This window comes from Saccharothrix sp. NRRL B-16348 (genome assembly GCF_001280085.1).
Classification (GTDB): Bacteria; Actinomycetota; Actinomycetes; order Mycobacteriales; family Pseudonocardiaceae; genus Actinosynnema.
On the sequence record NZ_LGED01000210.1, the window covers coordinates 25,214 to 37,830 of the forward strand.

At 71.5% G+C, this 12,617-nt stretch carries 9 protein-coding genes; 8 read left to right on the top strand and 1 reads right to left on the bottom strand.

Translation table 11 applies throughout. The features are described 5' to 3' along the window. Positions 1 to 499: 499 nt before the first annotated feature. The 6 genes from ADK67_RS26435 (at position 500) to ADK67_RS26450 (ending at position 6,387) form a co-directional block, all read left to right on the top strand. Entirely contained in the window at positions 500 to 1,138 is a 639-nt protein-coding gene (locus tag ADK67_RS26435; protein WP_157620847.1) for an IS30 family transposase, read from the top strand. Between the two features lie 312 nt (positions 1,139 to 1,450). Continuing rightward, the gene (locus ADK67_RS26440) at positions 1,451 to 1,888 is read left to right on the top strand and encodes a hypothetical protein (protein WP_157620848.1); all 438 of its coding nucleotides are present in this window, start codon (positions 1,451 to 1,453) and stop codon (positions 1,886 to 1,888) included. A gap of 357 nt (positions 1,889 to 2,245) precedes the next feature. Further along, complete coding sequence (locus ADK67_RS51185; RefSeq protein WP_157620849.1) at positions 2,246 to 2,422, top strand: hypothetical protein; 177 nt, start codon at positions 2,246 to 2,248, stop codon at positions 2,420 to 2,422. A 145-nt stretch (positions 2,423 to 2,567) separates the two neighbouring features. Further along, positions 2,568 to 5,360 (top strand): tetratricopeptide repeat protein, encoded by a 2,793-nt coding sequence (locus ADK67_RS26445; protein ID WP_157620850.1) that lies wholly within the window; start codon positions 2,568 to 2,570, stop codon positions 5,358 to 5,360. 3 nt (positions 5,361 to 5,363) lie between these two features. Further along, the gene (locus tag ADK67_RS55115) at positions 5,364 to 5,504 is read left to right on the top strand and encodes a DUF5662 family protein (RefSeq protein ID WP_157620851.1); all 141 of its coding nucleotides are present in this window, start codon (positions 5,364 to 5,366) and stop codon (positions 5,502 to 5,504) included. Between the two features lie 109 nt (positions 5,505 to 5,613). Then, positions 5,614 to 6,387: a maleylpyruvate isomerase family mycothiol-dependent enzyme gene (locus tag ADK67_RS26450; protein WP_053719236.1), complete on the top strand. Its 774-nt coding sequence runs from the start codon at positions 5,614 to 5,616 to the stop codon at positions 6,385 to 6,387. Between the two features lie 222 nt (positions 6,388 to 6,609). Here the strand turns inward: ADK67_RS26450 and ADK67_RS26455 are convergent, their stop codons facing one another. After that, the gene (locus ADK67_RS26455) at positions 6,610 to 11,046 is read right to left on the bottom strand and encodes a CHAT domain-containing protein (RefSeq protein WP_157620852.1); all 4,437 of its coding nucleotides are present in this window, start codon (positions 11,044 to 11,046) and stop codon (positions 6,610 to 6,612) included. A 67-nt stretch (positions 11,047 to 11,113) separates the two neighbouring features. On the opposite strand from ADK67_RS26455, the gene ADK67_RS26460 reads away from it, so the two are divergent. Together ADK67_RS26460 and ADK67_RS26465 are read left to right on the top strand one after the other, a co-directional pair. After that, entirely contained in the window at positions 11,114 to 11,500 is a 387-nt protein-coding gene (locus tag ADK67_RS26460; RefSeq protein ID WP_157620853.1) for a hypothetical protein, read from the top strand. Positions 11,501 to 11,505: 5 nt separating this feature from the next. Continuing rightward, positions 11,506 to 12,351, top strand: coding sequence for a hypothetical protein (locus ADK67_RS26465; protein WP_053719222.1), 846 nt, complete (start codon positions 11,506 to 11,508; stop codon positions 12,349 to 12,351). Positions 12,352 to 12,617: the final 266 nt, after the last annotated feature.

Consider the following 12,617-nt stretch of genomic DNA (forward strand, 5'->3'; position numbering starts at 1 on the left):
CAAAGGACGGCACTCGCGTGCCGGAGTCAGGTGATCCCTCCCTTGGCCCCCAGGTCGTCCGGGACGCGGCGACCCCCGCCGCAGCCCGGTAGCCGCAGGCTAAGCAGAGCGATATTCGCCGGGCAAGCACGGCGGCGACGTCGATCACGTGACAATGGAGATCACTCGATCGGCGGTGTCTCATTTCCGGTGCCGCCGCCGAATCATTGACGCCAGAATCGGGCACGAGCGGCGAATCCGCCCGGCTGGTGGCCCGACACGCGGTGCGGACCACGGTCGCCACCGTCAGCCCGTTGGCCGGTGGACACTCCGGGTAGCCCAACCCGGCCACGTTCAGCATCACGAGGAGTGATCGCCGCGACCATCCGCCGCCAGGATGTCCGTCCGGTCGGGTGGCACGACGTGGCTCCTCGTCACGTAACGCGGCTTTGGGTTGATCGGCCGACTACGGGGTGCCGCATGCTCGCGACGTGGCGTGCCGCCATGTCCCGTACATCTGGTGGAGGCACTGCGCATCTTGCCGACCGGCCGACGACTGCTTCCTGCGTCTCTGCGTACCCGACCCATTGACCTCGGTTACCACGAGGCGCGCGATGTTGTCACCGACCGCGCCGCCAGCATGGGATTCCTCAAGGCATTGGCGGATGGCCACCGGCTGCGCGAACACGTGCAGGATCTGTTGCGCACCAAGGACAGCGGCCCTGAACAGATCAGACGGGCCCTGCCGTTGCTGTTCCCGGACGATCGGTGCATGCGCGTGAGTCACGAGACCATCTACGGCAGCCTCTATGTGCAAGGCCGCGGTGGGCTGCATCGGGTTCTGGTCAAGACGCTGCGCACCGGCCGGTCTCTGCGCCGAACCCGACGCACCACCGAGCGTCGAGGACGCCTCGCCGGCATGGTCAACATCGCGTTGCGGCCGCCGGAGGTCCTGGACCGTGTGGTGGCGGGGCATCGGCACGGGGACTTGATCACGGGCAAGGAGAACAAGTCCGCCATCGGCACGCTGGTGGAGCGGTCCACCGGCTTCGTGATGTTGTCGCACTTGCCGAACAACCACGGTGCCCTCTCCGTGGGGGAAGCGAGGATCGAGGCGATGAACCGGTTGCCGCGGTCTCTGCGCCGGACCCTGACCTGAGACCAGGGGCAGGAAATTGCCCACGCGGTCGTCGCCCGGACCACCCGGCTCGACATCTACTTCTGCGATCCCCACTCGCCCTGGCACAGGGTGACGACCACGGTCGCGATCGCCCACCACAACAGCTTTCACTTGATACTCATCGCATCCCGGGTCGCGTGAAGATCACCGCTGTCACGGGGTGCGGGCACGGCCGCCGCTCCATCAGAAACCGCCCGGAGATGTCGCTCGAACATGGTCCAGGCGGGCCACATCGATGGTGCCGTGCACTTCAACGAGCCTCGCACCAGGCGAAGCCCGGCCGGTGTGACGGTGGCGGCACTGGGCGTCGTCCTCATCGTCGCCGGCACGTTCGCGACGCCGTTGGCCTCGGGCGGTTTTCTCCTGCCGGACATCACGTACACCGATCTGGGGGCGCTCCTGACGCGGATGGACGCGACCGGGCTGGACGGGATGGCCGACACCATGCCGTACGCCTCCGCCTACTTCTCCTACGCCTGGGTGCTCGGGGTCGTGCTGGTGTCCGTCCTCGGGCTCGGCGCGACCTGGCCGACCGGTCACGGTGCCCGCTCCGCCGCCAGAGGCTTCGCTTTCCTGGCGGCCCTCGGTGCGATCGGCGCGCTGCTGGCCGCCATGATGGAACTGAAGAACATCGTGACGATGGCGCCGTCGATCGGGGTACCGATCGCGGGCTACGGGCTTGTCGCCATCGCGGCGCTCATCGGCCCGGGCCGGGTGCGGCGGGCGTGAACCTCCGGCTCCGAGGCCGGGAACGGGTTGGCGCGGTAGGTCAGGTCGCCGACGCACGGGGGTCGCAGCGCGGAGAAATGCACGCGAGACACAGGAAGCGGCGGACGACTCGGCGCGACCGTGTCAGGCTCCGTCGGCGCGCGGACGGACCTAATCGTCGCCGGATCAGGTACCTCAACTCGAGGCAAGCTGCTCACGGCAGGGCAGTTCGGTGTCGAGACACGACCGGGCGAGGTCTGGCCATGCACAACGAGTTCCGTAGCCGTTGACACCGGACCGCGAATCGGTGACAGGCGAAGGGTGCGCTCACATGGGCGCCGGCGATCGAACCGCTGCACGCAGAACGCGCTTCACCGGATGATGAAGGCCGCCGAGAACACCGTCCACACCCGCGACGTCATCGACCCACACCTGCTCGATGACCGCGAGCAGCGCCTGCGTGCGCATCGGGACCGCGAGCTGCGCACCAACCAGGACGCTTACCGCGCGCTGCTCTTTCCGCAGAATTGCGTATTGATGCGCGATTCGACGTGATTTGTAACGGCTCAGACTCTCGCGCGATGATCACCCGTACGGCGCGGAAGGGTGGGCGATGGGCTCCGGAACCGGTGACACCAGCAATCTGATCTCGGATGCGGGTCATGCGAACGTGGTGCAGGCCGGGACCATCGGAAGCGTCGTGCTCCAGTCGGACGCCGTGCGGCCTCCGGTCGGACTGGCTGGGCGAGCCCTGCACCTGGTGGGCGGACGGCTGCCTGCGGTCCGCGAGATCGACCTCCTCGCGCTGCGGGTGAAACCGGCCATCGAGTCCAGTGGTGACACCGACGCGGACCTGCCTCCCTACGTCGCTCGCGACGTCGACGCCAGGCTGCGGGAGACGGTGCTGATCGGCGGGATGGTGCTGCTGCACGGACGTGCCGCCGCCGGCAAGTCGCGCACGGCGCTGGAGGTTCTTCGGGCGGTCCTGCCGGACGCGCCCCTGTTGGTCCCGCGCGACGGTCAGGCGTTGCGCGAGCTGGCGGAATCCGGATCGGTGCCCGAACGGGTCGTGGTGTGGCTGGACGACCTGGAGCGGTTCCTCAGGCCCGGCGGGTTCGACCTGGCGCTGCTGCAGCGGTTGTGCCCAAGCGGCGCTGCGCCGGCGACCCGCAGGACCGTCGTGGCGACGATGCGGGATCAGGAGCTGGCGCGCTACGACCACGCCACCGGTGGTGATCGCGACGGTGCGTCGGCGATGGTCGACCGGCAAGGTGTGGAGCTGATCGAACAGCTGCGCGGACGGCGTCGGCTCCACGTGGCACAGGTGCTGTCCCGGGCCGAGCACGAGGGCGCGGCACGGCAGGCGACCAGGGACTCACGAGTGGCGCGGGCCCTCGTCGCTGACGAGGGCTTCGCGGAGTTCCTCGCGGCCGGCGTGGGCATGGTGCGGCGCTGGTCCACGGGCGACGGCCCGCTGTTCCACGTCGGTCAGGCGCTGATCAGCATCGCGGTGGACTGCCGGCGCGCGGGGCTGCACGGCCCGATCCACACGTCGATCCTGGAAGCGCTCAAGCCGGCGTACCTCCCGCCGGTCCTGCGGCACCGCGCGGACCTGCCACCGACCCATGACGCGCTCGCCTGGGCCTGTGAACGGGTGTTGGGTGCCAGTTCGTGCCTCCAACCACGCCAGGACGACTGCTATGTCGCGGCCGACTACCTCGTCGACCACGCCCAACGGGGCGGTGCCCCGGTCGGTGACGCGCAGGTGCCCGACGTGACGTGGCTGGTGCTGCTGAAGGCCGCCTCCACCGCCCAGGCCTACGACATCGGCGTGGCCGCTCGTTCGACCGAGCGGAGGGACATCGCCGAGCTCGCCTTCCGCGCGGCCGCGGCGGCCGGTCACACCGACGCGATGTTCAGCCTCGGCGCCCTGCTCGTCCGCACCCACGGTCGGGACGAGATGCTGCGCTGGTGGCGAGCGGCGGCGCAGGCCGGTGACACGATGGTGATGAACAACCTGGGCAGCTTTCTCGAGCCCGCGGGGGAGCTGGACGAGGCGGAGCACTGGTGGCGTCTCGCCGCGGCTACTGGTCACCAGGTCGCCATGGGAAACCTCGGCGGGTTGCTGTCCGATCGGGGCGATGACGAAGAAGCCGAACACTGGTTGCACGCGGCCGGTGACGAGGGCCTGTACAACCTCGCGCGCATGAAGCTGGCGCGGGGCGACGCCGAGCAGGGCGAGCGCTACCTGCGCGAGGCGGCTCTGGGCGGGCACTCCGCGGCGATGATGAACCTCGGCGTGCTGCTCAAGGACCGGGGCGAGGGGGCGGAGGCCGAGCGCTGGTGGCTGCGGGTGGTCGACGGGGTGGGCGTCAGAGGCATCATCGAGGTGGCTCGGTCCCTCTCCATGTTCAACCTGGGAGTCGTGTGCGAGGCACGTGGGGAGCGGGAGCGAGCCGAGTACTGGTGGCGCGCGGCGGCGGACTGCGGTGACGAACAGTCGATGTTCAACCTGGCGCTGGTCGCGCTGAAGCGGGATGACCCGGTGGAGGCCGAGCGCTGGTTCCTGCACGCCGCCGACGAGGACTTCGCCGACGCGATGTTCCACCTCGGTGCCCTCTACCGGAGGCGGGGCGATGTCGTCGGAGCCGAACGGTGGTGGCGTGCCGCGGCCGGGCACGGCCACCCCGACGCGATGGTCAACCTCGCCCACTTGGCCGCGGACGATCCCGACCAGGTCCGGTACTGGTACCAGGCGGCGTCCGAGGCGGGACAGGTCGACGCGATGTTCGAACTGGCTTCACTGCACTACGGGCAGGACGAGGTGCGGTCGGCTGAGCACTGGTGGCTCCGGGCCGCCGAGGCGGGCCACGGTGACGCGATGTACAACGTCGGTGCCTTGGCCTTGAACCGCGGCGACCTGGTCCAGGCACGGCACTGGTACCACAGAGCCGCCGAAGCCCGTCATCTCCAAGCGATGGCCGCTTTGAGCGACGTGTGCGACCTGGAGGGGGATTTCGCCGAGGCCGAGCAGTGGCGCGTCACTGCGGCCACCGCCGGCCATGTCCCGTCGATGACCGACCTGGGCGTTGCGTGCCTCGACCGCGAGGACGAGACGAACGCTCGACACTGGTTCCGGCTGGCCGCCGAGGCGGGGGACACGTCCGCGATGAGCCACCTGGGCGTGTTGCTCGCCAACCAAGGGGAGCTTGCGGAGGCCCTGCACTGGTGGACCACGTCGGCCGCAGGCGGTGATTCCGTTGCGATGGCCAACCTCGGTGTGTTGGCCGAGAACGGCAAGGACACCACGCACGCTCGCCAGTGGTATCGCCGTGCGGCGGATCTGGGCCACCCCGGTGCGATGGTCAGGCTCGGCGCGTTGGCCTACCGGGAGGACGACGTGGCGGGAGCTGAGCACTGGTGGAGCCTGGCCGCGCAGGAAGGTGACACCACCGCTGCCGAACTGCTGCGGGAACTCGGCGAGCGGCAGTAGCGGATGTCGGGCAGCAACGGCGCGCCTCGGCGGGCGGGGAGCGGACCCGGCGCGGTCCACGACGTACGACACCACTACGCGCACAACCGCCACCACCCGGAGCACTTCGCCGACGGGATCAACGGTTACGACTGCTGTACCTGATGTTCGTCCGGTTGGCGCTGTTCGCTCGATTGCCGGTGATCAAGGACGTGGAGTTGGCGGTGCCGCTATTCGGTGGCCGGTGGCCGGTGTGTCGTGATACATCACCGTGGTGCACAACGTTCTGGAGTTTCCCGAGGTCCTGCGGCTGATCGAAGACCGCTCGGTCGCGTTCCGCGCCGCGATCGCGTCCGCCCCCGACCTTGACGTCCAGGTCCCGACCTGCCCGGACTGGACGCTGCGCGAACTGGCGCAGCACCTCGGTGACGGTCGCCGCCGCCAGGCCGCGATCGTCGCGGCGGGTCCGGGCGTTGCGCCCCCGGAGAGGACGGACCCGAAGGGCGCCCCGACCGCGCCCCTCGACCGCGAGGCCCTGGATGCCTGGCTCGCCGAGTCGACCGGGCTCATGCTCGACGCGATGCGCGAGGCCGGCCCGGACCGCGGCTGTTGGACGTGGTGGGGCCGTTCGCAGGCCCCGCAGACCAGCGGAGCCGTGGCCCGGCACCAGATCCAGGAGATCGCCGTCCACACCTACGACGCCCAGCTCACCCAGGGTGCCGCACGGCCGTTGCCGACGGACGTCGCGGTCGAGGGCGTCGACGAGTTCCTGACGACCGTCTCGGCGACGACCGTCCCCTGGCCGTTCACGCCGGCGACCATCGACCTGCACGCGACCGAGGGCCGCTCCTGGCGCCTGACCCTCAACGCCCACGGCGTCCGCTGCGACGACCTCGCCGCCGACGCGGAGCCGGGCGACATGGCGGTGCGCGGCGCGGCGAGCGAACTGGTCCTCTACTTCTACGCGCGCGTCCCGCTCGACGGCCTGGAGACCACCGGCGACACCGAGCCGATGGAACAGCTCGCAGACTGGGACCCGAACGCGTAAACGCACACTGGCTACGCATCTGTCGGTTGTGCGCGCACTATTGCCGGCGCCACTGAGCGCGGACATGCGCGGCTGCGGGCCTGCTGTTCAAGGACGAAAGGCGCACCTGCGGGCGGCGGTGTGGCCTGCACCAGTTGCAAACGAGCGGTGGGGCACGGCGCGGAGGGATGATCTGTGCCGACCGGTCCGCCATGCCGTGAGCGGCGGAGTGGCCGAGAGCGCCTACGTCCCCGCGTGGAGGTAGGCCGCCCAGATGTGCGGACGGTCGGGTATGCGGCGTCGTAACTGTCGGACGGTGTCGTGCAGGGCGTGGGCGGCGGTGGCGGTGTCGTTGCCTGTCATGCGGCGGTAGAAATCGCGAGTGACGTGGTTGGCGTGCGTGCTGTCGATCTCCCAGAGGGTGCCGATCACGGTGGGGAATCCGGCGAGGAGGAACGAGCTGCTGATGTGGATGGCCTCGTCGGTGAGTCGCTCGGCTGTGCGGGCGGTGCCACAGGCCGCCAGGAAGGCGAGCCGCGCCGAACCCGGCCGCGCCCGGCAGATCTCGAGGACGGACACGGGCTCACCGCTCGGCAGGTGGAGCACGGCTCCGGACGGTTCCGCCGGGTCGGTGGCCGCGTGACAGCCGAAGTGCACCCACGAGGTGCTGCCGAGTGCGGCGAGCACGGCCTCGCGGGTCGCCGCGGCGCCGACCAACGGCTCGCGCGCGCCGAGGAGTTCCGCCGCGTGGCCGGCCGCCGTCGCGACGCCGGGCAGCTCGTCCTCGGGCGAGGCGACCAGCAGGGCACTGCCGTGATCGGCGGTGTCGCGGTGCCTGGCCCGGGCACGGGCGTAGGCGAGGGTCTGGAGGCCGGGGACGTAGGACGACACCACGGCGTCGAGGGCCGCGCCGCAGCCGTCGAGTCCGCAGTCGGGTGAGGTGCACTGGGCCGCGTGCAGCGGCAGGGCGCTGAAGGGACCGGTCGGGACCCACCACACCTGCGGCCACGCGCCTTCGCCGGGAACGGGGTCCGCCGCTCCGACCAGCTCGAGCACCGGCCGCACGATCCTGTGCCACGTCCACGACAGCGTCTCGCGGACGGTGGCACCGGCGGCGACGAGCTGCGCCGGGGACGGCCTTGACGTCCCGTGCGCGTTGATGGCGTCGACGGCGTCGCGCAGCCGTCGGGCCGCGTCGGCGATGTCGTCGGCCTCGGGTTCGAGGCGGAGGGCGATGATCGACCGGTGGGTGACGACGAGGGCGAAGCAGAAGCCGCGGCCGTGGTTGAGGACGATGATGGGGCCGTCGGCCGCGAGCGCACGCAATTCCTCGGCGGCGAGCGGACGCAGGAAGCCCTCGAAGCCCGGCTGGGTGCGGATGCGCTCGACCAGTGCGTCGAGGTCGCGGGAGGCGCGGAGCCCGGCGAGCCGGGCCCACTCGGCGTGCCCGGCGGGCGTCGAGTCGGACACCTCCGGCTCGGCGACGAGCTCGTCGGTCAGCCGCTCGAACTCGGCTGCCAGCGCGGGGTGCGCCGACCGCAGGTCGGCGGTGTCGGCGCGAGCCTCGATCCGCCGGGCCAGCAGCAGGCCGCGGCCGCGTTCGAGCAGCTCGGCGGCGCGGTCGACGTCGGGTCCCTCGACTGTGCGGAGGAGGAGGGCACGGAGGTCGGGCAGAGGGTCGGGAGCACGCTGCTCCGCCACAGCCGCCTCGATGCTCTGCCGGATGTTCTCCAGGTGGGCGGGTAACCGGGCGGCGGCCTCGCGGCGGAGGATCTGCACGAGGACCAGTTCGATCACCGCCCGGATGTCCCCTTCGAACGTGGACAGGCCGTGTTCGGCGGACTGCTGGTCGCTGCCCCGGTCGGTGACCTCCGCCATGGCCTCGATGGCCGCTTCGAGGTGGGACAGGCCCTGGTCGAGCCGGGGCTCCGGCTTGCCCACCGCGCCGGCCGCGGCCGCGATCTCACCGTGGGCCCGCACCCACGCCGGCATTGCGGGCCCTGTCCACGCGGCGGGGTCCTCGATGCCGGACACGAGGGCCATCAGGGACTCGGAGAAGGACTCCGAAGAGTTCGCCTGCGGGGTATGCGGTGTCCTGGGAGACGGGGTGTTCGAGGGGGAGCGCTGAGGGAGGCGGCCATGGCCCATGCGGTCGATGAAGGTGCGCGCTATGGCGGCCAGGTCGATCGGTGACCCGTGCGGTGTCTCCTCCCTGAGGATGTTGCTCAGGTCGTCGGCCTCGGCCATGAGGCGCGCCGCACGCTCCGGCTCGGTGCCGCGGAGCGCTGCGGCACGCTGGACGAGCGCCCTGGCCAGCGTGCTTGCGATCATGGGCCGCATCGGGTGTCCGGCGGCGCACGCGGCGAACGTCGCGCGGCACCGGTGGATCACGTCGTCGGTGAGGTCGGGCTTGGGGCCGCCCCCGGGTCCCAAGGTGTCGACCAGGTTGACGTAGGCGTCGCCCATGAGGTCGTACCAGGGCGGATTGCCGCCCGCCGCCCCGGCCTGCGCTTCACCCGCGAGCTCCCGCATCCGCCGGGCGATCTGGCGGGCCCTGTCGAGCTGGGCCGGTTCGTGGCCGAACAGGTAGTTCTGCAGGGCGCTGTGGAACTCGGTCTTGGCCGACAGCATCGCCCGGTCGGTGGCGGAAAGCACCGGTTCGCCGTCCGCGGGTTCCTCCCCGTCCGTCGGCAGGGCGGTGGCGGTTGCGGCCGCCGAGGCGAGGAGTGCCGCGGCCTCGCGCGCCCCTTCCGCGTCGAAGCGGACCATGGACAGGGTGGTGAGCGCGTCGGCGAGGAACTGGTTGGACTCGGCGGGCATGTCGGGCTCGTGCGAGCGCGCGTAGCGCAGCAGTTCGACGACCTCGTCGAGTTTGGTGAAGTCGCTGTGCGTGTGGTGCTGGGCGTAGAGCGCGATGCCGAGTGCGCCGGCGAGAGGCGCCCGCAGGGCGGGATCGTCGTCTCCTACGTCCGCAAGGATTTCCCGCAGGACCTCGACGTCGGAATCGATGTGTTCGGGGTCGTCCAAGACGTCGTGCATGCGGGTCAGGAGCGAGAGCGTCTTGCGCAGTTCTTCGACCAGGTTCTCGTCTTCCGCGTCGACCGGTTCGCCGGAACGGATCGCGCCGATGATCCCCGTGGGATACTCGGACCCGATGGGGGTCGACATGATGGCCACGGGCAGCGCGGCGTCGAAACTGCCCAGCCGCAGCAGGGCCGACGCCGGGAAGTCCGCCGGGGCGGTGGCCTTCACCTCCTCGGTCAGCTCCCGGGCTTCCGTCGCGAGCAGGTCCGCCCGGGCAGGTGCGGTCTGCCGCAGCCTCTGCCCTTGCAGCCCGGTGAGCGCGGCCAGCACGGCGACGTAGGCGTAACGACCCGGCGCGTCGGCAGGGAGGGCCGCGAGGGCGGCGCGGTACCGGATGATCTGCTCGTCGGAGAGCTCATCGGCGGTCGACCCGGTCGCCAGCGCGACGATTTCGAGGTGGATGTCCAGGGGGTCGCCCGTGCGTGAGGCGTGCTGCCTGAGCTGATCTACGAGGCGGGCGGTGACCGGCCCGGGATCATCGCCGCTGCCCAGTCCCTGCCATGCCAGGTACGCGGCGACGAGTTCGGCGTCCTGCCCACTCGACCCCCCGACGGAACCGAGTAGTTCGGCCGCCTCGCGGGCCGCCTCCTCGTCGTCACGCTCGTTCGCGAACGCCGCGAGCGCCTGGCCGAGTGCGGCCGCGACCTGGGGATGGGCCGGGTGGTCGGCGGGCGTGTCGTCCAAGGCGGCGCGCAGCCGTCGCACGGCGCAGGCGATCCGGCTCGCGTCGTGCTCGCGGGCGCCCGCCTCGGCGAGGGCCGCGCCGATGCGCAGCTCCCGTTCGCCCGGCCAACCGACGGGCAGGGCGTACAACGTGCGCAGCTGGCGCAGCCCTTCTTCCGTCTCCGGCATGAGCGCACCGTCCGGTGCCGCCGACACCAGTTGCTCTACGAGGGCGAGCGAGGGCTCGCCGAGCAGCCGCGCGGCGTCCACGACCGTCCGCAGGGCGGCCCCGGCGGCCGCCAGGGACCCGGCCGGGTCGAGGAGACTCGGCTCGATGGCGGCCAGGCGCTCGCACACCGCCTGCCCGTGTCGCGCCGCCACTGCCAGCGCGTCCGGGTCCGCCGCCAGCTGAGAGCGGCTCACGTTGAGCGCGAGGGCGTGCAACGCCAACTCCACGAACCCCGCGTGGTCCTCCTCCGTCACGTACTCGATCGCCGTGTCCGACCAGGCGAGCGCCCGGTCCAGCGCGGCCACCGGCTCGGGCACCTTGTCCACGGCGTCGGCGTGCGCCGAACTCACCAGGTAGGCGAACCGGGCCTCGTGCGACGGATCGGCCGGGTCGAAGCCCTCCAGCAGGGTGTCGGGAAGTCCCGCGCTCTCGGGCAAGCGCGGGTACAGGAAACCGAAGGCGCCCAGCACGACGAACATGTTCTGCCCGGCTTCCGGGTCCTCGGCTCCCTGATGGCGGAACCAGAAGGTCCAGAAGACGGCGGCGACCAGACCGAGTTCGACCGGTTCGTCCGGCAACGGCGCCGCCTCCCGCAGCAGCGCCAGCGCCTCGACCACCGCGTCCTCATCGCGCAGCGGCGCCGGATCGCGGGCGTCCTGAGCTGCCACCAGGCGGGCGACCACTCGATCCCGAAGCTCAGTCATCGCTTCCTACAGTAAACTGACCGGTCGTCAGGCGGCAGTGGTTCTCAGGACGTTCAGGAAGGCCACCGTGGGGCACGGGTCGAAGGCGCGCAGGCTGTACGAGGACGCCGTCGAATACCTGTGCCGCAACGTCGACGAGCTGCGCGAGCTGATCGACTCCCGACTCTGGGAGGCGCACTTCGCGGTGGTGCGGAGCGCCGACCCGGCAGGCTCCGAGTGGCGGGAAGCCGTGCGCGCGCTGCACGACGCGGCCGAGGCGGCGGGTATCCCCGGCGGACTCGGGCTGCCTCCCACCATGGGCGTGGGCGACTGGCCGGGCGGCCCCACACCGCGGTCCGTGGGCTGGGTCTGCCCCACGCAGCGCTGCGCCCGGGTCGACCTGCGGGACGGCGTCACACCGGAGACGCCGACGTGCGCCCTGGCCGGGGAGCCGATGCGCCTGGTGGGTGGCTGACCGCGGTGGGACTGCTCGTAGAGCTGCAGAAGCGCATACCCGACAGGTGGTTCCTGCGGCGGCTGCTGCCCGCCGCGTTGTTCGTCGTGGTCGCGCTCGTCGGCGGCGGACAACTGGGCCACCGCCGCTGGAACGACATCGCCCTCGCCCGCGAGCGGATCGCCGGCGCGTTTCGGCTGGGCGGCGGCCTGCCCGCGGCCGGGATCGCCTCGCTCGTGCTCGTCGCGGTGTCGGTGGTGGCAGCCGCGTTCGCGGTGCCGTACGCGGCGAACGCGATCGGGGCGCTGACGTCGGGCGCCTGGCCGTGGTGGCTGATGCCGCTGGGCCGGCGGCTGGCGTCATGGCGGGCACGTCGCTGGGTCGCGCCGGACGAGCTCGCCCGCCAGTCCGTGCGGGCGCGCGATGGCGGCAGGGAACTGCGCGCCGACAGGCTCGATGCCCGCCGGGCCCGAACCGGGTCGGGCAGACCCGCTTCCCCCACCTGGTCGGGCGACCGGTTCCGTGCCACCGAGGCACACATCCGAGCGAAGACGGGCGACGACATCGCGAGCGCATGGCCCGCACTCCTGCTCTCCGCGTCCGACACATCCCGTGCCGCACTGGCCGAGGCCCGCGACGCCTACGACGCGGCCTGCGAGGCCCTCGCCTGGAGCATGGCGTTCGCGCTCCTCGGCGCTTGGTGGTGGCCCGCGGCGCCGGTCGGCATCGTCCTCGGCCTGGCCTCCTGGCGGTCGCAACGCCACGCGGTCCGGGCGCTGTGCCGCACCACCGAGGCGGCCTTCACCCTGCAGCACACAGACCAGCCGCCCGGACAGCCCTTGAGCGTGGATGGTGAGAAGTCCGTCCGGTAGGACCGGGCCAACCGGTCCCGCGGCGTTGCCAGGGTGTCGGAACCTCCATCAGGGTCCGTTGAGCCGTCATTGATCGACCCCATGGGGGCGCTGACGAGTGCCTACCGCTCGCGAGCGAGGCGGTTCGATGCGTTCACCGCGGTGGTCTGCCGGCCCGTACCGATGGGAGCGGGGACAAGGTGCTCGGTGGTGGTCGCTTGCCGACGTTCGGAGTTGACGTCTCGCCGCTACCCCTGGCCGCAGGGTCGAGCGGCCAGGGGTAGCGG